The sequence below is a fragment of the Marinobacterium iners DSM 11526 genome (genome assembly GCF_900107855.1).
Lineage (GTDB): Bacteria > Pseudomonadota > Gammaproteobacteria > Pseudomonadales > Balneatricaceae > Marinobacterium > Marinobacterium iners.
Window position 1 is genome coordinate 241,063 of record NZ_FNRJ01000003.1, and the last position, 24,495, is coordinate 265,557.

Consider the following 24,495-nt stretch of genomic DNA (forward strand, 5'->3'; position numbering starts at 1 on the left):
TCATTCTAAACGAATTATGCCCGGCTAGCGTAGTAGTGAGGGTGACTTTTTCATTTTCGAGGACAGAACAACATGACAACACCGGTTATCGACCAAGCCGTACCCGATTTTACCGCCAACGCAACCAGTGACACCGAAGTCAAACTGAGCACACTGCGCGGTAAAAACGTCGTACTCTATTTCTATCCAAAAGACAGTACACCGGGTTGCACCACTGAAGGTCAGGATTTTCGTGACCTGTATGAAGCGTTTCAGGCGCTGGATACAGAAATCTTTGGCGTATCCCGTGATGGCATTAAAAGCCACGAGAATTTCAAGGCTAAGCAGTCCTTCCCCTTCGAGCTGATCAGCGACAAGGACGAAACCCTGTGTCAGCTGTTTGATGTCATAAAGCTGAAGAAAATGTATGGCCGTGAATCACTGGGGGTTGAACGCAGCACCTTTCTGATCGACAAGGAAGGGATACTGCGCCAGGAATGGCGCAAGGTTAAGGTCAAAGGGCATGCAGCAGAAGTAATGCAGGCTGTGCAGGCACTCTGAATCGACTCAGCCTCTGCCCTCTTCGGCAGGGGCATCAAGCTCTTCTGCCACTCTTGGCCAAGCGTTTACAATCGCCTTGACCAGCGTTGCCAACGGGATAGCAAAGAAAATACCCCAAAACCCCCACAGGCTGCCAAAAATCAGCACCGCCACAATAATCGAGACGGGATGCAGGTTAACCGCCTCCGAGAAAAGCAACGGCACCAACACATTGCCATCCAACGCCTGAATGACGGCATAGGCAATCATCAGATACATCAAATCATTGCCCCAGCCCCACTGGAAAAGGCCAATCAGAAATACCGGCAGCGTTGCCAGCGTTGCCCCTATATAGGGAATCACAACCGAGAAGCCGACCAGCAGAGCCAGAAGAGCCGCGTAGTTGAGGCCGAACAGCGCAAAGGTAATGTAGCTCACCCCACCCACAATCAAGATTTCGATCGATTTGCCCCGCACATAATTGGCAATCTGCACATCCATCTCATGCCATACACGGGTCATCATTTGACGCTTTTCAGGCAGAAAAGCAGTCCAGCCAGAAATCAACTTTCGACCATCCTTCAAAAAGAAAAATACCAGTATCGGCACCAGAATCAGATAGATCAAAAGGGTTATGATACTGGTGATCGAATTAAGCGAAAAGGTCAGTACCCATTGGCCCAGCCGGCTCAGCTCAGTGGCGGCAGCCGAAATAATTTCCCTGACCTGGGTTTCGGAAATCAGTTCTGGATAGCGTTCTGGCAAGACCAGAAGCAGGTTCTGCACCTCGCTGACCATACGTGGGGCTTCATTGAACAGGTTAACCATCTGCTGCCAGATGATCGGCAGCACGAAAACCAGAAAAGCACTGAGAAACCCGATAAACAGCACAAATACCGCGCTGACGGCAAGCAGGTGAGCAACTCCACGCCGTTGCAGCCAGTCAACCACCCCCTGCATCAGAAACGCCAGGATAACACTCGCAATCACCGGGGCCAGTGGCTGTCCCAGAAACAAAATAACAAGCAGCCCGCCTGCGAGAAGCAGGAACAGGAACAAAGCCTCTTCATCGGAAAAGTATCGATCTATCCATTTACTGAAAATCTTGCGCATTGATACTCCTCAGGTGCCGGCTCCACGCCGGATCCAATAGATATAACACTGCTCATCGCTGAACGTCTGCAGTAACTCATGGTCAGAAACCCGAGCATAGGCAGGAAAATCCCGCAGCGAACCAGCATCAGTGGCAATCACTTTCAAAACCTGCCCCGGCTCAAGCTGATGCAAGGCAAGCTTGGCCTTGAGCAGCGGCATGGGGCAACTGAGGCCACTGGTATCCAGTTCGTGATCAAATGGCGGCGATGACATGCAGAAAACTCCCGTAAATCACTGGCCTTGGGTGGCAAGCACTATATACCATAATATCCGGCAAGATAATTCTGACAGCGGTAGAATGATGCGAAGACTGATGCAAACACTATTGGTGGCAGCAACCTGCTTTTCCACCGCCCTCCTGCCCGCTACCGGCACTGCCAGTACCGATTTACCGGTATTGAATGATGCCAGCTCCGCAACCGTCAGCCTGGACGCCGAATACCGCTTGGGCCGCAACTGGGCGCGCATTCTTCGTGCTCAGGCTCCACTGCTGGACGACCCGATCAGCTATCAGTACCTTGAAGACCTGTTGTGGCGCTTGCTACCGAAAAGTCAGGTGCAGGATCGCCGGCTTGAACTGTTTTTGCTTGATAACCCAACCTTTAACGCCTTTGCCGTTCCCGGCGGCATCATTGGCATCCACAGCGGACTGCTGCTGGCTGCTGAAACCGAAGGCGAACTGGCTTCGGTGATTGCACACGAGTTGGCCCACCTGAGTCAGCGCCATTATGCTCAGAGGCTTGAGGAGGAGCGACGCAACCGCCCGCTGATGCTGGCAGGCCTGCTTGCCAGTATTCTGGTAGCGGCAGCCGATACCCAAGGCGGTATGGCCGTCCTGTCTTCAACCATGGGCGCCAATGCACAGGGGCAGTTGGCATTCAGTCGTCGCAATGAGCAGGAAGCGGACCGTGTTGGCATGCAGACGCTGGTCGAGGCCGGCATCGACCCACACACCATGCCACAGATGTTTTCGCGCCTGCAGCGCAACTATCGCTTCTATGGGCAGCGTCCGCCCGAATTTTTGCTGACACACCCCGTGACTGAGTCACGCATAGCCGACTCGCTCAACCGTGCAAGCCAGTTACCGGAAGTACAGTCACATGCCGACAACAGCGACTTCAATTTAATTCGTGCCCGCATGCAGGTTCATCACAGCGAATCCCCGCAGAAGGCACTTGCCACTTTCCGCGCTGCAACTCAAGATTCTGACCAGCTGCATAATCGTTATGGTCTGATGTTGGCCGCCATTGCGGCTGCCGACTTTGCTCTTGCCGATAAAACCTGGAACACACTGGACGCCTCTGCACGTCGACACCCATGGCTGCTGTTGAGCCGAGTTGAGCGTTTTTTGGCAGCGGCCGATTCAGCCAGTGCGTTGGAGATTTCCAGGGAGTTGATTGCACTTTACCCCGACAGCCGCCCGGTACGTACCCTGCATGCACGAGCACTTCGTGAGACAGGCCAATTACAGCAGGCCATACGCATCTACAAGCAACTGACTCGTGACTACCCAACCGACACGCTGATCTGGTTTGAACTGGCTGAAGCGGAAGGGCTTGCCGGTAATATTCTTGCCGTACATGAAGCACGAATAGAGTATTTCCTGCTGACGGCACAGTTTGATCTGGCACTGAAACAGCTTGAGTACGCCGCACGGGAAAAGGATCTGACCGACTCAGACAGGGCCAGATTGGAGCAACGCGAGCAGGAAGCAAAAGCGCTGCGGCAGGAAATGAAGGAACAGTTTTAAAAGCAGACTTGAGATCAGGAGGCGCTGCTCATTTGATAAGCAGCGCCTCCTGAAACGTGATATCAGCTGGCTGAAAAATCCAGCATCCGCTGCAGCGGCTTTAGCGCTCGGCGCGCGAGCTCCGCATCAACGTGGATTTCATCGACACCATGCTCCAGAGCGGCAACGATATTATCCAGTCCGTTCATCGCCATCCAGGGGCAGTGCGCACAGCTGCGGCAGGTTGCGCCTGAGCCACCTGTAGGAGCTTCAAGGAAGCGCTTGCCGGGAGCAGCCTGTTGCATCTTGTAGAAAATGCCTCGATCAGTTGCAACGATGAAAGTTTCATTTGGCAGGTCGTGCGCCGCCTTGATCAACTGACTGGTAGAGCCAACGGCATCAGCAATCTGGACCACAGCGTCCGGTGACTCGGGATGAACCAGCACCGCCGCATCCGGGTAGACCCGCTTCAGATCCAGAATCCCCTTTGCCTTGAACTCTTCATGGACAATGCAGCTGCCATCCCAAAGAATCATCTCGGCACCGGTTTCCTTACGGACGTATTCACCCAGATGCTTATCCGGCGCCCAAATGATTTTCTTGCCCTGATCGGCCAGATATTCCACTACCTTAAGCGCAATACTCGAGGTCACCACCCAGTCAGCGCGCGCCTTAACGGCTGCAGAGGTGTTGGCATAAACGACCACTTCATGATCGGGATACTGATCACAGAACGCCGAAAACTCATCGGCAGGACAGCCTATATCCAGAGAGCAGGTTGCTTCAAGCGTCGGCATCAAAATGCGTTTTTCCGGGTTCAGGATTTTGGCCGTTTCACCCATGAAACGCACACCAGCCACAATCAGAGTTGAGGCCGGGTGGCGTGAGCCAAAGCGCGCCATCTCCAGAGAGTCGGAGACACAGCCACCGGTTTCATCTGCAAGCTGCTGAATCAGGTCATCGGTATAATAATGTGCCACCAGACAGGCATCCTTTTCTTTCAGGAGCTGACGGATCCTGCTCTTGTACTGCTCAATCTCGGCAGATCCCATCTGCTGCGGCAGGTGCTCCTGAGCAAAATGCTCCTGCACCAGAATGCGATCGTCGATGTCCTGCTTGCTCAACATAGTCAGATTCTTATCATCACGCTGGTTGGATGCCTTGGACGGCAAAATCTTGGGGCGCCGATTATACCATAGTTGCACTGCAGTAAGTGAAGCACTGACACAACGACCAGGCACAAAAGCATCAGACTTGAGTATCAGCTGTATCAAATGAAAAAGGCCGGATAAAATGGTGGGTCGTATAGGACTCGAACCTATGACCAATTGGTTAAAAGCCAACTGCTCTACCAACTGAGCTAACGACCCAAAGACTGATGCCCAAAAGCATACAGTGAAGAAGGGATGGTGGGTCGTATAGGACTCGAACCTATGACCAATTGGTTAAAAGCCAACTGCTCTACCAACTGAGCTAACGACCCTCCCGATGGGCTGCGCATTTTACCTGCCGAGGCGTGAAAGGCAACCCTTGAGCGGAATTTTATTCAAACATAACGGGTCGGATCCACAACACCTGCATCCTCAAACCCCTTGGCACGCAGACGGCAGCTATCACACCGACCACAGGCACGCCCTTCCATATCGGCCTGATAGCATGAAACTGTGAGCGCATAATCAATACCCAACGCAGTGCCGCGGCGGATAATGTCCGCCTTGGTGAGATGCATCAGTGGTGTTTCGATATGTACGGGGTCGCCATTGATGCCACGTCGCGTCGCCAGGTTGGCCATGCGCTCAAACGCTTCTATAAACTCCGGGCGACAATCAGGGTAGCCGGAATAATCGACTGCATTTACACCGATAAAGATGGCATCGGCATCCAGCACCTCTGCCCACCCAAGCGCCAGAGACAAAAAAACCGTGTTGCGTGCAGGAACATAAGTAACCGGAACGCCTTCAGCCTGATCTTCGGGTACATCGATACTGGTATCGGTCAGTGCCGAGCCGCCAAAATCCTCCAGATGCAATCGCAACACTCTGTGTTCACTGACACCAGCCTGGGCTGCAATCGCGCGTGCCGCATTCAACTCGGTCACAGAACGCTGACCATAGTCGAAGCTGAGCACATGACAGCTATAGCCCTGTTCCATGGCCATCGCCAATGCAGTTGCCGAATCAAGACCACCCGAAAGCAGTACAACTGCACGTTTTTCACTTTGTTTCATTTCGATTGAGCCAGTCACTGTTGATTGGAGAGGAAACTTCGAGCCAGACCAGCCGCAGACGTTTGCGGATACTCATCCTGCACCCGCTTCATCAACGCTCTGGCCGCAGCACCATCACCACCACGCTCAGACAACACACCCAGCTTATAGAGCGCATCGGCAGCCTTGGCGTGACCCGGATAGCCCGTAACCACCTGATTGAAGGCGCTCGTTGCCGCTTCAACCTTACCCTGAGCCAGCTTTACTTCGCCGAGCCAGTACCAGGCATTGGGCACAAGCGAACTGTTCGGATAGTCGTTCAAAAACAGCTCAAACGACTTTTCCGCCTGATCAAACTCACGCTGACGCACATGACTGTAGGCCTTGTCGTAGGCTGCCGCATCACCAGCAGCAACACCTTCTACAGAGGCATTCAATTCAGCATTATCAGTCACATTGGGCAGACCCGCTGCCTGTTTAGGCTGTTCTGGATTACCTTGGGCTGCCAACAGCGCGTCATCCGGCACCGCTGACATCAGCAAGCTGATACGACGATCCATATCTCTGTAACGCTCACGCTGCTGCTGCTCAAGCCGTTCGACCTTATGCTGCTGCTCTTCCAGCGCTCCGCGCAGCATCCTGACTTCATCCTGAAGTTGCTGCAGACTGAACAGCAGCTCATTCTGGACCGAATAGCCAGCCGCACTCTGCACCTGTAATGGCTGCGTTCCTCCTGTACGTGGAACCACCGGTGTCTCGGTGATTTCTATCACCGGCACCGGGGCCGCATACGACCAGGATGACGCCAGCACCAGCAGGATGGTAGCCTTGGCTGTTGCGGCACTTTTCATCACTTGCTCTGGTAAATCAGTTCAACACGACGGTTTTTGCCCCAAGCGTCAGCGGAGTGACCGACAACAGCCGGTTTTTCTTCACCAAAGCTGATGCTTTCTACCTGTGAATTGCCTGCACCATTCACAACCAGCAGACGCTCAACGGCCTTCGCACGACGCTCACCCAATGCCATGTTGTATTCACGGGTACCGCGCTCATCAGCATGACCTTCCAGGCGTACGGATGCCGAAGGGTTCTGGGACAGATAGCGGGCATGAGCTTCAAGATCAGAGAATCCTTCCTGACGCACTACGGCCTGGTCGAAGTCGAAATAGAACACGGTGCGCAGCTGCTGCAGATCTTCGGCTGTCACAATGGCACCGCTGACACGACTACCTGAGGTGCCATAAGTATTGGCACCAGAAGCAGAAGTACCATCACCTGCCGCACCACCCGCGTCAGTAGAAGTACTGGTGGTGCTACAGCCTGCAGCCCACACCATGGCTGCCGTCAGGGCAACCGCTTTGCTCAGATTGACTACCCGCATGATAAATCCTCGATTTGACTGTTTAAATGAGTGTATTGCCATTGTGTTGCAGTTTGCTGCCGCGCCGACCTACTGCAAGTAGGGTGACCAGGCAGGTTCTCGTACATCACCCCTGTCAACCGGCATTCTGAATTGAACCCGACCATCCAGTGATGCGGCCGCCAGCACTCCGCGCGTACCTTCCTGTGTGGCATAAATGACCACACTGCCGTTCGGCGCGATACTGGGTGATTCGGCCATGCCGGAGCGAGTGAGTATATCCAGTCGCCCCGTTTTCAAATCCTGTACCGCTATATTAAAGCCATTGCCACCGCCACTGCTGCGATGAACCATGGTCAGGAATCGCCCATCCTGAGTCAGGCGCCCCCTGGCATTGTAGTTACCGTCAAATGTGAGCCTCTCCAGCTTGCGATCCTCAAGCCCCAGGCGGTAGATCTGTGGCTGACCGCCCCGATCAGAGGTAAAAATCAACGAGCGCCCATCTGGAGACCATGCCGGTTCGGTATCAATACCGTAATGCTGAGTCAGACGCTGCAGCTGGCGACTGCGCAGGTCCAGAAGATAGATTTCCGGGTTGCCATCACGCGACAACACCAGCGCCAAACGGTTACCATCCGGCGACCAGGCGGGTGCACCATTCAGACCCGGGAAGGACTGAATGCGCTCGCGTTTGCCGGTTGCAAGATATTGTACGTAAATGGCAGGACGCCCTGTTTCAAAGGACACATATGCCAGCTTGCTGCCATCCATTGACCATGCCGGTGACATGATTGGCTGGGCAGACTCCAGTATGGTTTGCGCTCGAGCGCCATCCCAGTCCGCCAGCTGCAGGCGATAACGCTGCTTCTGATCACCCAACTGCTCCGCCGTGACGTACACCACCTTAGTCGCAAAGGCGCCTTTAAGGCCTGTAAGCTGCTCAAAAATCCTGTCTGCCATATAGTGGGCGGCATCCCGCAAGCTTGAGGCGGTTGCACTGACCTGTTCAGCCAGCACCTGCTGCTCACGCAGCACATCGTACAACTCAAAACGCAAGCTGAGCTGGTCACCCACTGAGTCAATACGCCCGATCACTACATAATCCATTTTGGACACGCGCCAATCTCTGAAGTACACATCATCACGGCGAGTCGGAAAGCTCAGCATATTGTCACGCGGCATGGCACTGAAGAAGCCACTGCGCTCCAGATTTTGACCGATCACTTGTGCCACATCTTCCGCCAGCGCTGAGCCAGTATTATTCCCAAACGGCACAACAGCAATGGAAGTCGGCGCCTCAACCCCCTGAGTTACCTCTACCATGAGCTCAGCTTGCACCAGCTGCGCGACGAGCAGCAATGTAAACGCTGCAAACAGTTGCTTGATCCTTACCACCTCAGCCCCTCCGGCCTGAATTTGACTAAAAGTTTACGTAATCGACGCTCAAACAGCAGTGGATCGACATCCGCAACCCTCGGAAAGCTGTGTGCTCTCAGCACGGCCTGCACCGCAGAGCTGTCGAACTGTGCATTGCCACTGCTGGTATGAATATAGGCCTGATCCACCTCTCCGCTTGGCAGAAAGTGTATCGCCACTACTGCTTCCATTCCGTTGCGAGCGGTTGACGGAATACGCCAGCTGTCCTGCAATACAGCCTGAATGTAGGACTGTATATCTCCAATTACTGCCTGAGAAGCCTGCTCAGCGCGAGCCTGTGCTTCCGCGCGCTCGGCTGCCAGCTTGCGCTGCAGATCTGCCTCCGCCTGTTGCTGCTGCTTGCGGCGCTCTGCTTCAGCTCTGGCAGTTGCTTCGGCCTTGCGCTTGGCCTCTTCGGCTTCACGCTTAGCCTGTTCCTGCGCCTTGCGTTTCGCCGCTTCTGCCTCCGCTTTCTTGCGAGCAGCGAGTTCAGCCTGACGCTTTTGTTCTTCCGCTTTTTGTCGCGCCTGCTCTTGCTGTCGCTTCTGTTCGGCCTGCTGCTCCGCACGCTTACGTGCGTCGGCTTCTGCCTGCTTACGTGCAAGTTCTTGCTGGCGCTGTTCAACCGCCTCACGTTCGCGACGCTGACGGGCCTCTTCCGCGTTGCGCTTTTGCTCAGCCTGCTGGCGAGCAATCTGCTCCTGTGCAGCCTGCTGCTGAGCCAGAGCCTTGAGGTCTATCATCTCCGCCTGGATATGACGGGGAGCTGAACGTACCGGCTCAGCCGGCCGATCCCAGTTCATGCTGATCAGTGAAAATGCTGCCGCATGCACAACAAAAGCCAGCATAAAGGGCAAAATATAGCTTCGCATCTCCACCGCGCTATTCCGTCACCAGGCCAACACTGGTTGCACCTTCCTGCTGCAGCAATACCATCAGTTGCACTACCTGATCATAGCTTGCGTCCCGGTCACCTCTTACCAGCAACAGTTTTCGTGGCGCGCTGGCCAGCACTTTTCCGACACGGCTGGCCACCTCCTCACGGCTAATTGGGACCCGGTCATCACCTCCCACGTTGATGTAATACTGTCCTTCACGATCAACCGTCAGCACCAGAGGCTCTTCGTCTTCCGTTTCCACTGGCTCGGCACCGGCCTGAGGCAGATTCACATCTACCCCTTGAGTCAACATTGGCGAAGTCAGCATGAAAATGACCAGTAGTACGGTCATCACCTCAATATAAGGGACAACATTGATTTCCGCGTTGATTTTGCGTTGCTTGCGTGGACGCCAATCCATAGATTAAAACCTCAGACGGAGTGCACACGCCGGTAGAGAATGCTGGAAAACTCATCGGCAAAGGTTTCATAGTTACTCAACAGAGACTCGGCTTGGGAGGCAAAACGGTTATAGGCCACCACCGCCGGTATTGCGGCAAACAGACCGATCGCAGTAGTGATAAGAGCCTCAGCAATACCCGGCGCCACTACCGAGATGGCGGCATGTTGAACGGTTGCCAGTCCACGGAAGGCGTTCATAACCCCCCAAACGGTACCGAACAGCCCCATATACGGAGCGGTTGAACCCACGGTGGCCAAAAACGGCAAATGGCGTTCCAGTTTTTCTTCTTCACGCGCCATGGCAACACGCATGGCGCGCTGAACACCGTTCATCACCACATCCGGCTCACGGTTGGCCTTCTGAGTCAGCCGAGTAAATTCCTGCAGGCCCGCACGAAAGATATTCTCCGCCCCACAAATCGTATTGGGAGACTGGTTCACATCACGGAACAGCTGAGCCAGATCCACTCCCGACCAGAAGCGATCCTCAAACTGACGCATGGAGCGGCGTGCCTTGCGCAGCACCTGGTGGCGCTGAAAAATCATCACCCATGAAATAAACGAGGCCAGGAACAGCAGCACCATAATGAATTGAACGGTGAGGCTCGCATTTTCAACGAGACTCCAGATTGGCAGTTTGCCTTCCATTATTTCTCCTCGACAGCAGGCAGTGACTTGGTAACAGTTTTCATGGATTGAAGCAGGTTATCAGGCCATCGTGTCGGCTTCATGTCTGAAGCGCGCACACAGGCAACATCCACATCAGCCTCACACAGCAGACGATTATCCGCCTGACAAACAATGCGCTGCTGAAAGGATACCCTCACCCTGCTCGCCCGTTCGATACTCACTTCGACCAGAAGTTCATCATCCAGACGTGCAGGGGACAAGTAGCGACACTCGGTTCGCGTTACGACAAAAATGATATCGTCAGCCATCAGCGCCTGCTGAGAGCCACCACATTGTCGCAGCAGCTCAGTGCGCGCACGCTCCATGAACTTCAGGTAATTAACGTAGTAGACAATACCACCGAGATCGGTATCTTCGATGTAGACACGTAGCGGCCACTGAAACGGCATGCCGTCGACCTGATCAGGTTGCAGATGGCACACAACAATAGCAGCCGCAGATTTTAATACAAGGGGGGAGACGCTACTCCTGACAAGTCAGGCAACACTCCGTGAGTGGATCAGCCCTGAGACGGTTCAGCTCGATTGTTTCGCCACAGCGACAGCAGCTGCCGTAGCGACCTCGATTGATACGCTCCAGTGCTTCGTTGCAGCGCCCAATGACATCAAGATGATGGCGCAGATGCTCCAAATCCAATCGCTTGGCGACTTCAAGTGTAGCCTGCAGCTCGGTCTGTCCGGGAGGGATCGATCTGAGAAGCTGACGCACATGCTCGATATCATGCAACTCATCACGAACCTCTTCCTGCATGGACGTAAGCAGCTCATGCAGCTCCTCAGAGAAGCCTTCCAGCTCATGATGATTCAGTACGGCCGACATGATGATGATCTCCGCTAGTGGACTGTCATCATCGTAGACGGACAGGCACATTGCCGACTTGATCTTTATCAGTCAGTTGTTTGAGAGACTTAACACATCAATAAACTATTGATATCAGTCAGGCCTTTCAATCCCGAAGTGGACATAGGCATGGTCAGTGACTACACGCCCACGCGGGGTGCGCATCATGAATCCCTGCTGGATCAGATAGGGTTCCAGCACATCCTCGATAGTATCGCGTTCTTCACTGATTGCGGCCGCAAGACTGTCGATCCCCACCGGGCCACCACCGAACTTTTCGATCATGGCCAGCAAAAGACGACGGTCCATATGGTCAAAGCCACGCTCATCCACATTCAGCATGTTCAGCGCCAGATCGGCAATCTCCTTGGTAATGCGGCCATCACCCTTCACCTCGGCAAAGTCGCGTGCCCGGCGCAGCAGTCGATTGGCGATACGCGGTGTGCCGCGCGATCGTCTTGCCACCTCTCGAGCCCCGTCTTCATCGATATGGGTACCCGACAACTGCCCCGAGCGCATTACGATACCGGTCAGATCCTGGATCGAGTAGTACTCAAGCCGTTGTACGATCCCAAAACGGTCACGCAAGGGTGAAGTGAGCAAACCCGCCCGAGTGGTGGCACCCACGAGGGTAAAAGGCGGCAGATCCAGCTTGATTGAACGCGCCGCCGGCCCTTCACCGATCATGATATCCAGCTGGTAGTCTTCCATCGCCGGATAGAGTACTTCTTCAACATTGGGACTTAGTCGGTGTATTTCGTCGATAAACAGGACGTCACCAGCCTCAAGGTTGGTCAACAAGGCTGCCAGATCACCGGCCTTCTCCAACACCGGGCCGGAAGTGGTGCGGATCTGCGCGCCCATCTCATGAGCGATGATATTGGCCAGTGTAGTTTTGCCAAGCCCGGGCGGACCGAAAATCAGCGTATGATCCAGCGCTTCGTTTCGGTTGCGTGCCGCATGGATAAAGATTTCCATCTGCTCACGTACCACAGGCTGCCCTTCATAATCCTTGAGCAGCTTGGGGCGTATGGCACGATCCTGAACCTCTTCGGCAGGCGCCCCCATGGGCGTAACAAAACGGTCGGCTTCAATTCTCATAGCATTTGTCTCAACCCACCATGGTACGCAGGGCATGGCGTATCAGCGTTTCGGTGACCGCATCTTCGCCCAGCGCCTGTACTGCCTGTTCAATCGCGCGTGTGGCTTGCTGCGGCTTGTAACCCAGTGCGATCAGCGCGCTTTCGGCTTCCGCACGGTAGTCCGCTTCCGGAACCAAAACCGTCTCGGACTGGTTGCCACTGCTCAGCTCCAGCTCGGTCAAGGTCGGCAGCTGCAGCTGACTGAGGCGGTCTTTCATTTCAACAATCAAACGTTCCGCCGTCTTTTTGCCCACTCCCGGCACCCGCACCAGCGCCGTTGTGTCTTCGTTGTGCACACTGCGGATAAAGTCATTGGCACTGATGCCGGACAGTATAGAAAGCGCCAGTTTGGGGCCGACACCGTTCACCTTGATTAATGAGCGGAACAGAAGTTTCTCCTGCTGATCGGCAAAGCCGTACAACAGCTGGGCGTCTTCGCGCACCACAAAGTGGGTGTGCAGTGACACTTCAGCTCCCACTTCCGGCAATTTGTAAAAGGTGTTCATCGAGGCTTCGACTTCGTAGCCCACACCGTTAACATCCAGCAGCATCCAGGGCGGCTGCTTTTCCAGAATTCGACCTCTGAGGTGTCCGATCACGCGCTTTGCATCTCCAAGATAAATCAGTAACGCCAGCGCCCGGCCGTTTTGCCGCGCGCTTGCTGAATTTGCCCCGCACAGGTATGAGCATGGCAGAGCGCGATGGCCAGCGCATCTGCCGCATCCGCCTGAGGCAGCCCCGGCAACTTCAGCAGATGCATCACCATGTGCTGCACCTGCGCCTTGTCGGCACCACCATTGCCTACCACCGATTGTTTGACGCGACGGGCCGCATACTCGGATACCGGCAGCAGGCGGTTGGCACCGGCCACGATCGCCACCCCCCTCGCCTGGCCCAGCTTAAGCGCCGAATCCGCATTGCGCGACATGAACACCTGCTCAATGGCCATTTCCTGAGGCTGATAGCGCTCAATGACTTCAGTCACGCCGGCATACACCTGCTGCAGTCGATCTGCAAGAACGTCACCACTGATGCGGATGCAGCCACTGGCAACGTACTCGGTACGAGGACCCGCCACGCGAATGACACCATAGCCGGTAATTCTTGAGCCGGGATCGATCCCCAATATCAGCATGGACCTGTCTCGAAACTCCAGTAAATGTTTAAGCGGACTATATCTGTATATTTATACACTAAAGTAAGGTGTTTTGCTCAAAAAAAACCGGGGTTGCCCCCGGTTTCCATCAGCCATCATGCTGCGCGTTTATTCCATCGCTTCTTCGGGGATTTCGGCATTGTGATACACGTTCTGGGTATCATCGAGATCCTCCAGCGCGTCGATCAACTTCAGCGCTTTCTGACCGCTTTCCACATCCAGCTCAACCGTAGTGGACGGAATCATGCCAACCTCGGCATAAACCGGCTCGAACCCAGCATCTACCAGCGACTGTTTCACGTCCATGAACTCCTGCCAAGGCGCAAACACGTCGATGGAGCCGTCTTCGTTGGTGACGACGTCATCAGCCCCCGCTTCCAGCGCCGCTTCCATGATCGCGTCTTCATCAGCGCCTTCACCGAAGCTGATCTGACCTTTTTTCTCAAACAGATAGGCAACCGAACCGTTGGTACCCAGGTTGCCACCCGCCTTGTTGAAGGCAGCCCGCACCTGAGACACGGTACGGTTGACGTTGTCAGTCATGCACTCGACCAGAATGGCCACGCCGTTGGGGCCGTAGCCTTCGTAGGTCAGCTCATCGTAGTTGTCACCCTCGCCACCGCCTGCGCCACGCTGAATCGCCTTTTCGATGGTGTCCTTCTTCATGTTGGCGCCCAGCGCCTTGTCCATTGCCGCACGCAGACGCGGGTTGTCTTCCGGAGTGCCACCACCCTCTTTGGCGGCGACGGTCAACTCACGAATCAGCTTGGTGAAGATCTTGCCGCGCTTGGCGTCCTGAGCCGCCTTGCGGTGCTTGATGTTAGCCCACTTGGAATGACCTGCCATACAACATCCTCAAATATCGGTCGTGTAAACAAATGGGGCGACACTGATGGTCGCCCCGGGTGCGCAATCAGGGAGTTTTGCGCAGCTTGATATTCAGTTCGCGCAGCTGCGCGGCACTCACCTCACCCGGTGCATCGGTCAGCAGACAGGCAGCACTCTGGGTTTTCGGGAAGGCAATCACTTCACGAATTGAAGTGGAACCGGTCATCAGCATCACCAGACGATCAAGACCAAACGCTAGACCACCATGAGGCGGTGCGCCGTGCTTGAGTGCATTCAACAGGAAGCCGAATTTCTCGTCCGCTTCCTCATCGGAGATACCCAGCACCTTGAATACGGCTTTCTGCATGGTCTGATCATGGATACGGATGGAACCGCCACCCAATTCGGTGCCGTTCAGTACCATGTCGTAGGCACGGGAAAGCTTGCCTTCGGGCTCGGCGATCAGTTCTTCCGGGCTGCAGCTCGGCGAAGTGAACGGGTGGTGCAGCGCGGTCAGGGAGCCATCGCTGTTCTCTTCGAACATCGGGAAGTCGACCACCCACAGCGGCGCCCACTCGCGTTCGATCAGATTCATGTCTTCGCCGACCTTGATACGCAGCGCACCCAAGGCTTCGTTGACGATGGTAGCCTTGTCGGCACCGAAGAACACGATGTCGCCGTTTTTGGCTTCCAGGCGCTCCATGACCTTCATGGCCACGTCTTCACCCAGGAACTTGACGATCGGAGATTGCAGGCCTTCGGCACCCTTCTCCAGCTCGTTGACCTTGATCCAGGCCAGGCCCTTGGCACCGTAGATACCGACAAAACTGGTGTACTCGTCGATGATCTTGCGGGTCAGTTCGGCACCACCCGGTACCTTCAGTGCTGCTACGCGACCTTTCGGGTCCTTGGCAGGACCGGCAAATACCTTGAATTCAATATCCTGAAGCAGGTCAGCAACGTCCACCAGCTCCAGCGGAATACGCAGATCCGGCTTGTCGGAGCCGTAGCGGTGCATCGCTTCTGAGTATGGCATGCGCGGGAAGTCGCCCAGATCCACGTCCAGCAGTTCGATAAACAGCCTGCGGATCATGCCTTCGGTCAGGCCCATGATCCCTTCCTCGTCCATGAACGAGGTTTCGATATCGATCTGGGTGAATTCAGGCTGACGGTCAGCACGCAGGTCTTCATCACGGAAGCACTTGGCGATCTGATAGTAGCGATCGAAACCGGACACCATCAACAGCTGCTTGAACAACTGAGGCGACTGCGGCAGGGCAAAAAAGCTGCCTTCGTGAGTACGGCTTGGCACCAGATAGTCACGCGCACCTTCAGGGGTTGCGCGGGTCAGAATCGGGGTCTCGATATCGAGAAAACCGTTGTCTTCCAGATAGTTGCGGATGTTATGCGTGATTTTGGAGCGAAACCGCAGCTTGCGCTGAATTTCCGGACGACGCAGGTCGATATAGCGGTGACGCAGGCGCACATCCTCACCCACTTGCTGGTGCTCGTCCAGCTGGAACGGCGGGGTTTCAGACTTGTTCAGAATGACCAGTTCCTTGCCCAGCACTTCGATCTCGCCGGTGCCCATCTCCTTGTTGATGGTGCCTTCCGGACGCCCACGCACGGTACCGCGCACTTCAACCACGTATTCGTTACGGACGCTGTCAGCCAGATTGAAGCTGTCTTCACGATCCGGGTCGAACACCACCTGCGTGATGCCTTCACGATCGCGAAGGTCGAGAAAAATCACTCCGCCATGGTCACGGCGACGGTGTACCCAGCCGCAGAGTGTGACATCTTCACCGATATGTTCTGATCTGAGATCGCCGCAATAATGGCTACGCATACTGTCCTGTTCCTGTATCCGGGTGCATCAAGGAAAATGAAAGGCGGGAATTATAACCGATTTAGCCGGGCCTGACAGGCCCGGCGACAGGGATAAGACCGGTAAACGCTCAGTTATGCGGTTCGAATGCCATTTCTCCGTCAAGCAAAGCTTCCAGCTTGCCTCGGACCCGATCAAGCTGTTCCTGCGTATAGGCAACAGCAGGCACCTTACCCCAGACCGGGCCGGGCCAGGCTGCATCGTTCTCCTTGCGGACAATCACATGCATGTGCAGCTGTGGCACCATATTGCCCAGACAGGCGACATTCATCTTGCGTGCCTGAAACATATCCGCCAGCGTTTCAGCCAGATCGCTGGCTTCATGCATGAGCTGTTGCTGCTCATTGGCCGGCAGATGGTACAGTTCCGTGACACCGGCCCGGCGAGGCACCAGAATGAACCAGGGGTATTGGCTGTCATTCATCAGCAGCAAGCGACAGAGAGGATAGTCACCAATGGCAATCGTATCGGTGATCAGACGGGGATCAAGCTCAAACTCCAGCTCCAGTTCATCCATTGCCCTGCTCCTTGAATCGTTAAATATGCTTTTTAATCCAACAGTTACACTGATTAGTATAGGTCGACATGGCTAAAGTCAATCTGCATCAAAGTATAGAGTCGATCGGTCAGCCGCGCTGGAATGCACTCTGCGGCATCCAATATCCGTTTCTGCGTTACGAGTTCCTGCATGCACTGGAAGCCTCCGGCAGCGTCAGTACAGCTACCGGCTGGCAGCCCATGCATGCAGAACTGCTCGATGACGATGGTAATCCGCTGATGCTGGTGCCGCTGTATCTGAAAACCCACTCCTGGGGCGAATATGTGTTCGATTGGGCATGGGCCGACGCCTATGAACGCCACGGACTCAACTACTACCCGAAGCTGCTGACTGCAGTACCCTTCACGCCCGCCACCGGACCACGTTTTGGCACCCATCTCAGCCCTGCTGAAGTAATGCAGCAATTGCCTGCGCTGGTACAGTCGGTGTGCAGCCAGACACACGCCTCTTCATGGCATGGCCTGTTCTTGCCACAACCGGAGCTGCGGTGCGCACCGCAACCATTACTTCACCGTCTGGGTGTGCAGTACCACTGGTTCAACCGGGATTATCGTGATTTTGATGATTTTCTTGACCGCTTCAGCTCACGCAAGCGCAAGGCGGTTCGACGTGAACGCAAGAAAGTCGAACAACAGGGCATCAGTCTGCGGCGAATCCGGGGCAAGGCGATCACTCGCGAGCAACTGGATCTGTTTTACCGCTTTTATCAGATGACCTACCTCAAGCGTGGTCGACAGGGGTATCTGGCACCGGACTTTTTTCACCGCCTGCATCAGAGCATGCCCGAACAACTGCTGTTGATACTGGCCGAGCTTGAAGGCGATGCCATCGCCGCTGCACTCTGCTTCATTGGTGAAGATACGCTTTATGGCCGCTACTGGGGCTGCATGGAGGAATATGACTGCCTGCATTTCGAGGCCTGCTACTATCAGGGTATCGAATTTTGCATTGAGCAGGGCCTTGCCCGCTTTGACCCGGGCGCCCAGGGGGAGCACAAAATCCAGCGCGGCTTTGAGCCGATTGCGACCGGGTCATTGCACTGGATCGCACACCCGAGGTTTGAAGCGGCGATTCGTGACTTCCTGCAGCAGGAGTCTCCCGCCATGCAGGAACAGATGGAGGCACTGCACGGCTGGCTGCCATTCAAACAGCCGGACGTGCAAGCTCAGTAAGGCTCAGAGAATCATTGCTGCGGCCCAGCCCGCCGCCAGCAGCGGAAGGTTGTAATGCAAGAAGGTGGGCACCACCGTATCCCAGATATGGTGATGCTGACCGTCCACATTCAGCCCCGCAGTGGGTCCCAGCGTGGAGTCTGAAGCCGGTGAGCCTGCATCACCCAATGCCGCAGCAGTACCGACCAGCGCCACAATGGCAAGCGGACTGAAACCCAACGACAACGCCAGCGGCACATAGATCGCCGCAATGATCGGAATGGTCGAAAAAGAAGAACCAATGCCCAGCGTGATCAGCAGCCCCACCACCAGTATCAACAGCGCAGCCAGCGCTTTATTCTGGCCAATCAGCTCGGCGCTGCTGCTCACCAGCGTGGTAATTTCACCGGTTTGGCGCAGTACTTCGGCAAAACCCGCCGCCGTGATCATGATAAAGCCGATCATCGCCATCATTTTCATGCCGTCGATCAGTACTCCATCGGCTTGTTTCCAGCGCACGATACCGGTGACGGTACAGATCATATAGCCTGCCAACGCGCCCAATACCATTGAGCCTGTCCAGAGTTGAATACCGAATGCCGCCAGCATCGCGACAATGACCGCTACCAGGCGAGTGGAACTGTATTCAACCTTTACTCGCTCCACCTGCTCCAGTGGTGCCAGGTCATAATGACGCTTGCGACCATAACTGACCATCGCCAGCAGCAGCCCCGCTACCATGCCGGCTGCCGGGATCCACATGGCGGACATCACATTGATGCCTTCCATTGTGAGGCCATTATCGGCAATGTTTTTCAGCAGAATATTGTTGAGAAAAATGCCGCCAAACCCCACCGGCAGGAACATGTAAGGTGTCACAAGGCCGAAAGTCAGCACGCAGGCAATCAGACGACGGTCCAGCTGCATTTTGCTCATCACCAGCAACAATGGTGGAATCAGCAGGGGAATAAATGCGATATGAATCGGTATCAGGTTCTGAGAGGAGATGGCTATCGCCAGAATCACCAGTACCAGTGCATATTTTATAACTCGCGTATTGCCATTATCTTGCCCCAGCTTGCGCTGCACCAGATCAGCCATGGCATGAGGCAAGCCCGACTGGGCAATGGCAACGGCAAAACCACCCAGCATGGCATAGCTCAGGGCCACTTCGGCGCCACCACCAATACCTCCGCTGAACGCTGCCAATGTCTGCTCCAGCCCCATCCCCGCCAACAGGCCCGCACTCAAAGCCCCCAGAATCAGCGCCACCACCACGGGTGTACGCACCAGACTCAGCACCAGCATCACCAGCACTGCGGCCACTACGGCATTCATCAGTCAGTTTCTCCTGCAGCGTTTACTGCTCAAGGTAGACGAAAAAAGCGCGCACTCTGCAGCAGTGACGGATTGATGTCAAACCTCAGCTGCGGCGGATGCTGAACAGCTCACCCAGTGTTGCGTACTCGGTACCGCCCAATCGTGCCAGCGGCTTGATTCTGTCTGCCTCAAATCTCATCCGCCCTTTCGCATCCCGTCTGCATACAGCGTCATCGATCCAGATTCGCTCCACTTCCACCAGCAACAGATTCTGGGGTCGATTGCCCACCTCAATGTGTTGATGCAGCCGACAGGCAAGCGCAACCGGCGCATCCGGCAATCGCATCAATCCGGTGCCATCGAAAGGCATTAGCGTCTGCCCCGTCAACGTCAGTTCCGACTCGCCTCGGGCCAGTTCAGCCGCGCTGTCGCTGACCATCTGCGCCTGATGATTGGCTGCGATATGAATCACACAACGCTTGTATTCCAACAGGTTATGACAGGTATCTTTCATACTGCCGTCACTTTTGCTGCCGATGGAAAGCATCAGGATGGGTGGATCACTGCACACCACATTGAAAAACGAAAACGGCGCAAGATTATGACTGCTGCCTGCCTCATCATTAGGGCTCAGCACCCAGGCGATAGGGCGCGGAATAATGACTTGGGTCAAGGTGTGATAGATCTCGGTCGAATTCACCTGATTTGCTTCGATGATCATTATTGCTCCTGCTCAAGCCGTTAAAGGGCCACAGCATACCATTCAGCGCCATTGGCACCCATTTTGATGCGCAGGTGCAACATGAACAACAGTGCAGAAATCGGCTTGAAGGATGAAAATCTTGCAGCCAGACACCCTCGTAAACCTGTGCCAAAAGCCTAAACTGAAACTCCCGCTATCGGGTGACCCCTTCATAAAACCTCAAATGCGAGGAGGATTGGTATGCTGACGTACGAAGAATGCCTGGAGATGAGTGACCTCTCGGCTGACGAAATCGCCGCCATCGCCGAACATGAACATATGGACCCGATGATAGCTGTTGCCCTTGGGCATTATCTCGTAACACATGATGGCGAAAAGCGTATTCAGAGTTTCATTCTGGATGATATTGAACGTGCACGCCGCTGTGGTGACCACCAAAAGCAGGCACTTCTGGCGGGCGCTTTGCGTCACTTCATCGCCAGCCACCCGGTAAAAAAGGCACAAGAGCAGATGCTGGCTTCCTGATCAGGTGATGCCAGAGCCTAAGTATTTCCTGCTGTGCAGGGCCACTTACCCACGAAGGGTTACTCGGCCCGCTTCACCAGTCGATCCATTCGCAAGCGCTGGCGCTGATCAAACAGGCGCCAGCTGCCTGCCACCACGGCCAATATCACTCCGAAGCCACTGCCCAGCGTTATGATCAGCATGATCAAAATCTGGTATTTGACCGCCAGTGCCGGTGCCGTACCTGCGAGAATCTGCCCCGTCATCATGCCCGGCAAGCTTATGATGCCCGCTGCCGCCATCGCATTGATGCTGGGCATCATGCCTGCACGCATTGCATCACGCTGAATGGGACCCAAGGCCTGCTTCCAGTTTTGCCCCAGCATCAGGCGGTTTTCAATCTGCGCACGTTGCTGCCACGCTGTTTCAGTGAGCCGATCCAGACTGAGCGCCACACCGGTCATGGTATTGCCCAGCAGCATACCCAACAGCGGGATGGCATATTGTGGCCGATACCAGGGATCTGGCCCCACCAGCACCAGAAGTGTGATCACCGCAACACTGAAGGATGATACAAACATTGACGCGGTGCCGATGCAATAAGCCCAGCCGCCGCTGAAGCGGCGCTGCTGCCTCGCCATTACCTCGCGCCCGGCCAACAACAGCATCACCAACGCCATCAAACTCACCCACAACAGTGTCCCAACAGAAAAAAGCAACTCCAGCACAAGGCCGATCAAAAACAGTTGCGTTACAGTACGTGCGCTTGCGACCAGCAAACTGCGACTGATCCCCAAGCGGGCCTGCCAGGCCAGTAATGCCAGCACCAGTACCAGCCCTGCGGCCAGTGACAGTTGCCACCAGCTGATATCAATCACGCTCATCGGTCACCTCAACCAACTGCTCGTGCCTGATTTGGAACCGGTAATCCGCCACGCGTTGCATCTGGGCAGCATCGTGTGCGACCCAAAGTACTGGCCAGCCCTCTGTTTGAATGCGATCCAGCAGCATTGCCTCCATTCGCAGGGTGGTTTCAGGATCCAAGTTGGCGCAGGGCTCATCCAACAATAGTACCTGCAAGGGAAAAGCCAGTGCGCGCAGCAAGCCCAATCGCTGTTTCTCACCGGATGATAGTCGCATTACATCCCATTCCTGGGCTTCAACCGGCAGGCCCAAGGTTTCAAGACCCTCGCCATTAAACTCTGCAGGAAAGTGGTCCCCCACGCGCTCACTCCACCACTGGCTTTCGGCCGGGACGAGGCGTACCCGTTGCCGCCACAGATGTGCCGGCAGCTGCTGCTGTTCCAAGCCATCCAGCGACACCTCGCCTGAGTGTGGCTCCAAATCAGCAACGGCACGCAGCAGGCGGCTTTTGCCGCTGCCGGACTGCCCACTGATACAACATATTTCTCCGGGCCCGATCGAAAGATCGAACGGCTGAATCAGTTCATTTGAAAGTCGTTTGAGGTGTAGCGTAACGGGCGACAAAATCGACCCCCTGAAAACAGAAAACCGGAGCCAGCTTAGCAGCTGTGCTCCGGTTTGGGCATTCTGGACTACGCTTTATCGTGGATTAAAGTGCACTGTCCAACTCAGGTAACGCGGTGAACAGATCAGCCACCAGGCCATAATCGGCCACCTGGAAAATCGGCGCCTCTTCATCCTTGTTAATAGCGACAATTACTTTGGAATCTTTCATGCCTGCAAGGTGCTGGATTGCGCCGGAGATGCCTACAGCGATGTAGAGCTCTGGCGCAACGATCTTGCCAGTCTGCCCTACCTGCATATCGTTGGGTGCAAAGCCAGCGTCGACAGCCGCACGGGAAGCGCCAACAGCGGCACCCAACTTGTCGGCAACCTTTTCCAGCAGGTGGAAATGTTCGCTGTCTGCCATGCCGCGCCCCCCGGCAATAACGACACGCGCCGACGTCAGTTCAGGACGATCAGACTTCGCCATTTCTTCACCGATAAACTGGCTAAGTCCGGTATCTTCAACCTGGCTCAGAGTTTCAACAGCTGCACTGCCACCTTCCGCCGCCACCGCGTCAAATGCGGTACCGCGAACGGTGATCACCTTGACCACATCCAATGACTGAACGGTTGCAATGGCGTTACCGGCATAAATTGGACGGGCAAAAGTATCGGCGGACTCCACCTTGATGATATCCGAGATCTGCCCCACATCCAGCAATGCAGCAACCCGCGGCATAAAGTTTTTACCGTTGGCGGTCGCCGGTGCCAGAATATGCGTGAATCCTTCAGCCATGGATACGATCAGGGCTGCCATGTTTTCAGCAATTTCATGGTCATACGCCGGATTGTCCGCCAGCAGCACCTTACTGACGCCTGACGCCTTGGCTGCGGCATCAGCGGCAGCGGCACAACCGTTGCCAGCGACCAGCAGGGTAACGTCACCGCCGATCTGTGCGGCAGCAGCCAAAGTGCTTAGAGTGGAAGGCTTCAGCACCTGATTGTCATGTTCAGCAATTACCAGAATACTCATCAGATCACCTTCGCCTCGTTCTTGAGTTTATCGATCAGCTCGGCCACATCAGCCACTTTGATACCGGCTGAACGTTCAGCTGGCGGCTCTACCTTAAGCAGTTTCGTGTGAGCCTTGATCGCAACCCCCAGATCTGCCGGCGTAAGCGTTTCCAGCGGCTTGCGCTTGGCTTTCATGATGTTTGGCAACGAAGCATAACGCGGTTCATTCAACCGTAGGTCTACCGTCACCACTGCAGGTGTATTAACTGCAACGGTCTGCAGACCACCATCAACTTCGCGCGTGACAGTGACCTTGTTGCCATCAATTTTTACTTCGGACGCAAAGGTTCCCTGTCCCATACCCGTCAGTGCCGCCAGCATCTGACCGGTCTGATTATTGTCGGAGTCGATCGCCTGCTTGCCCATCAATATCAGATCAGGCTTCTCATTTTCGACTACCTTGGCCAGCAGTTTTGCCACCGAGAGAGACTCCAGCGGATCATCGCTCTGAACCAGAATGGCCCGATCGGCACCAAGAGCCAGCGCCGTGCGCAGCTGTTCCTGAGCGGTCTGAGGCCCCAGAGAGACCACGACTACCTCGCTGGCTTGACCGGACTCTTTCAGGCGAACTGCCTCCTCGACTGCGATTTCGCAGAAGGGGTTAATTGCCATTTTTACATTATTCAGATCAACGTCGGACTGGTCGGATTTAACCCGGACCTTGACGTTGTAGTCGATAACTCGCTTAACCGTTACCAGCACCTTCATTGTCATATCCTTTGCTTGTTGTTATGGGTCACCGGAGGCGACTTCACCTCTTTTGGGCATTGTCACGCATGATAACCAGCCACACAGAATAAGCAATAACCCCTATTCAAAAGCCTCGACAGACCGGATCAATATCGATAATTTCAGAAATAAGGGTTTTCACTTATACTAATTTACATACAATAGAGTCAGTCATAATGACTTACAATAAGTAGAAGAATAAACCATCTGCACCGATGGAGGAGCAACCGTGAATCGCGAATCGATGGAATTTGATGTAGTAATCGTAGGCGCCGGGCCTGCCGGGCTCTCGGCAGCGTGCCGTCTGATGCAACAGGCCAAGTCAGCCGAGCAGGAACTGACCGTTTGTGTAGTTGAAAAAGGATCTGAGGTCGGCGCCCATATTCTTTCCGGTGCCGTGATGGAAACCCGCGCACTGGATGAGCTCTTCCCCGACTGGAAAGAGAATGGTGCCCCGCTGAAAACGCCTGTGACAGAAGATCAGGTGTTTCTGCTCAAGAATGAAACCGGTGCCATCAAACTGCCCAACGCCTTTGTGCCCAAGACCATGCACAACGACGGCAACTATGTTGTCAGCCTCGCCAATGTCACCCGCTGGCTGGGTGAACAGGCAGAACAGCTGGGTGTAGAAGTGTTCCCGGGCTTTGCCGCCGCCGAGGTACTGTACAACGAGGACGGCAGTGTTAAAGGGATCGCAACCGGTGATATGGGTGTGA

General features: G+C 55.0%; 29 protein-coding genes and 2 tRNA genes. 5 read left to right on the forward strand and 26 right to left on the reverse strand.

Annotated elements, in window-relative coordinates; translation table 11 throughout:
* Nucleotides 1-72: 72 nt before the first annotated feature.
* Nucleotides 73-540, forward strand: coding sequence for a peroxiredoxin (locus tag BLV48_RS05795; RefSeq protein WP_091824455.1), 468 nt, complete (start codon nucleotides 73-75; stop codon nucleotides 538-540).
* 6 nt (nucleotides 541-546) lie between these two features.
* On the opposite strand, the gene BLV48_RS05800 is transcribed toward BLV48_RS05795, so the two are convergent.
* A complete protein-coding gene (locus BLV48_RS05800; RefSeq protein ID WP_091824457.1) occupies nucleotides 547-1,632 on the reverse strand; it encodes an AI-2E family transporter in 1,086 nt (361 codons plus the stop codon).
* A gap of 9 nt (nucleotides 1,633-1,641) precedes the next feature.
* Nucleotides 1,642-1,887: a sulfurtransferase TusA family protein gene (locus BLV48_RS05805; RefSeq protein WP_091824460.1), complete on the reverse strand. Its 246-nt coding sequence runs from the start codon at nucleotides 1,885-1,887 to the stop codon at nucleotides 1,642-1,644.
* Between the two features lie 100 nt (nucleotides 1,888-1,987).
* Between BLV48_RS05805 and BLV48_RS05810 the strand changes: the two genes are divergently transcribed.
* Entirely contained in the window at nucleotides 1,988-3,424 is a 1,437-nt protein-coding gene (locus BLV48_RS05810; protein WP_091824462.1) for a M48 family metalloprotease, read from the forward strand.
* A gap of 62 nt (nucleotides 3,425-3,486) precedes the next feature.
* On the opposite strand, the gene nadA is transcribed toward BLV48_RS05810, so the two are convergent.
* From nadA to BLV48_RS05900, 18 genes are all read right to left on the reverse strand, one after another.
* The gene (gene nadA, locus BLV48_RS05815; protein WP_139253888.1) at nucleotides 3,487-4,530 is read right to left on the reverse strand and encodes a quinolinate synthase NadA; all 1,044 of its coding nucleotides are present in this window, start codon (nucleotides 4,528-4,530) and stop codon (nucleotides 3,487-3,489) included.
* A gap of 167 nt (nucleotides 4,531-4,697) precedes the next feature.
* Nucleotides 4,698-4,773 (reverse strand) — tRNA-Lys (locus BLV48_RS05820).
* Between the two features lie 37 nt (nucleotides 4,774-4,810).
* A tRNA-Lys gene (locus tag BLV48_RS05825) sits at nucleotides 4,811-4,886 on the reverse strand.
* A 63-nt stretch (nucleotides 4,887-4,949) separates the two neighbouring features.
* The gene (gene queC / locus BLV48_RS05830; protein WP_091824467.1) at nucleotides 4,950-5,630 is read right to left on the reverse strand and encodes a 7-cyano-7-deazaguanine synthase QueC; all 681 of its coding nucleotides are present in this window, start codon (nucleotides 5,628-5,630) and stop codon (nucleotides 4,950-4,952) included.
* A 14-nt stretch (nucleotides 5,631-5,644) separates the two neighbouring features.
* Entirely contained in the window at nucleotides 5,645-6,460 is an 816-nt protein-coding gene (ybgF, locus tag BLV48_RS05835) for a tol-pal system protein YbgF (RefSeq protein WP_091824470.1), read from the reverse strand.
* A complete protein-coding gene (pal, locus tag BLV48_RS05840; protein WP_091824473.1) occupies nucleotides 6,460-6,990 on the reverse strand; it encodes a peptidoglycan-associated lipoprotein Pal in 531 nt (176 codons plus the stop codon). The genes ybgF and pal overlap by 1 nt, the downstream gene beginning before the upstream one ends.
* A 69-nt stretch (nucleotides 6,991-7,059) precedes the next feature.
* Nucleotides 7,060-8,364 carry a Tol-Pal system beta propeller repeat protein TolB gene (gene tolB / locus BLV48_RS05845; protein WP_302847871.1) on the reverse strand — a complete coding sequence of 435 codons (1,305 nt, stop codon included), beginning with the start codon at nucleotides 8,362-8,364 and terminating at the stop codon, nucleotides 7,060-7,062.
* Entirely contained in the window at nucleotides 8,358-9,257 is a 900-nt protein-coding gene (tolA, locus tag BLV48_RS05850; protein WP_139253889.1) for a cell envelope integrity protein TolA, read from the reverse strand. Before tolA ends, tolB begins: the two co-directional genes overlap by 7 nt.
* 10 nt (nucleotides 9,258-9,267) lie before the next feature.
* Nucleotides 9,268-9,684 carry a protein TolR gene (gene tolR / locus BLV48_RS05855; RefSeq protein WP_091824478.1) on the reverse strand — a complete coding sequence of 139 codons (417 nt, stop codon included), beginning with the start codon at nucleotides 9,682-9,684 and terminating at the stop codon, nucleotides 9,268-9,270.
* A gap of 11 nt (nucleotides 9,685-9,695) precedes the next feature.
* Complete coding sequence (tolQ, locus tag BLV48_RS05860; protein WP_091824481.1) at nucleotides 9,696-10,373, reverse strand: protein TolQ; 678 nt, start codon at nucleotides 10,371-10,373, stop codon at nucleotides 9,696-9,698.
* Nucleotides 10,373-10,804, reverse strand: a complete 432-nt coding sequence (gene ybgC / locus BLV48_RS05865) for a tol-pal system-associated acyl-CoA thioesterase (protein WP_091824484.1) — start codon at nucleotides 10,802-10,804, stop codon at nucleotides 10,373-10,375. Before ybgC ends, tolQ begins: the two co-directional genes overlap by 1 nt.
* A 73-nt stretch (nucleotides 10,805-10,877) precedes the next feature.
* On the reverse strand, nucleotides 10,878-11,234 hold the full coding sequence (locus BLV48_RS05870) for a TraR/DksA family transcriptional regulator (protein ID WP_175527596.1): 357 nt from the start codon (nucleotides 11,232-11,234) through the stop codon (nucleotides 10,878-10,880).
* A gap of 114 nt (nucleotides 11,235-11,348) precedes the next feature.
* Nucleotides 11,349-12,356 (reverse strand): Holliday junction branch migration DNA helicase RuvB, encoded by a 1,008-nt coding sequence (ruvB, locus tag BLV48_RS05875; RefSeq protein ID WP_091824490.1) that lies wholly within the window; start codon nucleotides 12,354-12,356, stop codon nucleotides 11,349-11,351.
* Between the two features lie 10 nt (nucleotides 12,357-12,366).
* Nucleotides 12,367-12,996, reverse strand: a complete 630-nt coding sequence (gene ruvA / locus BLV48_RS05880) for a Holliday junction branch migration protein RuvA (protein ID WP_091824492.1) — start codon at nucleotides 12,994-12,996, stop codon at nucleotides 12,367-12,369.
* Nucleotides 12,997-13,019: 23 nt separating this feature from the next.
* On the reverse strand, nucleotides 13,020-13,532 hold the full coding sequence (ruvC, locus tag BLV48_RS05885; RefSeq protein WP_091824495.1) for a crossover junction endodeoxyribonuclease RuvC: 513 nt from the start codon (nucleotides 13,530-13,532) through the stop codon (nucleotides 13,020-13,022).
* Nucleotides 13,533-13,661: 129 nt separating this feature from the next.
* Nucleotides 13,662-14,399 (reverse strand): YebC/PmpR family DNA-binding transcriptional regulator, encoded by a 738-nt coding sequence (locus tag BLV48_RS05890; RefSeq protein ID WP_091824497.1) that lies wholly within the window; start codon nucleotides 14,397-14,399, stop codon nucleotides 13,662-13,664.
* Nucleotides 14,400-14,466: 67 nt separating this feature from the next.
* Nucleotides 14,467-16,230 carry an aspartate--tRNA ligase gene (aspS, locus tag BLV48_RS05895; protein WP_091824500.1) on the reverse strand — a complete coding sequence of 588 codons (1,764 nt, stop codon included), beginning with the start codon at nucleotides 16,228-16,230 and terminating at the stop codon, nucleotides 14,467-14,469.
* A gap of 109 nt (nucleotides 16,231-16,339) precedes the next feature.
* Nucleotides 16,340-16,786, reverse strand: coding sequence for an HIT domain-containing protein (locus BLV48_RS05900; RefSeq protein WP_091824503.1), 447 nt, complete (start codon nucleotides 16,784-16,786; stop codon nucleotides 16,340-16,342).
* A gap of 68 nt (nucleotides 16,787-16,854) precedes the next feature.
* Between BLV48_RS05900 and BLV48_RS05905 the strand changes: the two genes are divergently transcribed.
* Complete coding sequence (locus BLV48_RS05905; RefSeq protein WP_091824505.1) at nucleotides 16,855-18,000, forward strand: GNAT family N-acetyltransferase; 1,146 nt, start codon at nucleotides 16,855-16,857, stop codon at nucleotides 17,998-18,000.
* 3 nt (nucleotides 18,001-18,003) lie between these two features.
* On the opposite strand, the gene BLV48_RS05910 is transcribed toward BLV48_RS05905, so the two are convergent.
* Together BLV48_RS05910 and BLV48_RS05915 are read right to left on the reverse strand one after the other, a co-directional pair.
* Nucleotides 18,004-19,317 carry a Na+/H+ antiporter family protein gene (locus BLV48_RS05910; protein WP_091824508.1) on the reverse strand — a complete coding sequence of 438 codons (1,314 nt, stop codon included), beginning with the start codon at nucleotides 19,315-19,317 and terminating at the stop codon, nucleotides 18,004-18,006.
* Between the two features lie 85 nt (nucleotides 19,318-19,402).
* The gene (locus BLV48_RS05915) at nucleotides 19,403-20,020 is read right to left on the reverse strand and encodes a flavin reductase family protein (RefSeq protein WP_091824511.1); all 618 of its coding nucleotides are present in this window, start codon (nucleotides 20,018-20,020) and stop codon (nucleotides 19,403-19,405) included.
* Nucleotides 20,021-20,242: 222 nt separating this feature from the next.
* On the opposite strand from BLV48_RS05915, the gene BLV48_RS05920 reads away from it, so the two are divergent.
* Entirely contained in the window at nucleotides 20,243-20,527 is a 285-nt protein-coding gene (locus BLV48_RS05920; protein WP_091824514.1) for a hypothetical protein, read from the forward strand.
* A gap of 59 nt (nucleotides 20,528-20,586) precedes the next feature.
* Here the strand turns inward: BLV48_RS05920 and BLV48_RS05925 are convergent, their stop codons facing one another.
* From BLV48_RS05925 to BLV48_RS05940, 4 genes are all read right to left on the reverse strand, one after another.
* Nucleotides 20,587-21,390, reverse strand: coding sequence for an ABC transporter permease (locus BLV48_RS05925; RefSeq protein ID WP_091824517.1), 804 nt, complete (start codon nucleotides 21,388-21,390; stop codon nucleotides 20,587-20,589).
* Entirely contained in the window at nucleotides 21,377-21,994 is a 618-nt protein-coding gene (locus BLV48_RS05930) for an ABC transporter ATP-binding protein (RefSeq protein ID WP_217632951.1), read from the reverse strand. Before BLV48_RS05930 ends, BLV48_RS05925 begins: the two co-directional genes overlap by 14 nt.
* Nucleotides 21,995-22,079: 85 nt before the next feature.
* Nucleotides 22,080-23,009: an electron transfer flavoprotein subunit alpha/FixB family protein gene (locus tag BLV48_RS05935; protein WP_091824520.1), complete on the reverse strand. Its 930-nt coding sequence runs from the start codon at nucleotides 23,007-23,009 to the stop codon at nucleotides 22,080-22,082.
* Nucleotides 23,009-23,758, reverse strand: a complete 750-nt coding sequence (locus BLV48_RS05940; protein ID WP_091824523.1) for an electron transfer flavoprotein subunit beta/FixA family protein — start codon at nucleotides 23,756-23,758, stop codon at nucleotides 23,009-23,011. The genes BLV48_RS05935 and BLV48_RS05940 overlap by 1 nt, the downstream gene beginning before the upstream one ends.
* Nucleotides 23,759-24,023: 265 nt before the next feature.
* Between BLV48_RS05940 and BLV48_RS05945 the strand changes: the two genes are divergently transcribed.
* The coding region (locus BLV48_RS05945) for an NAD(P)/FAD-dependent oxidoreductase (protein ID WP_217632956.1) at nucleotides 24,024-24,495 on the forward strand (472 nt) is incomplete at its 3' end.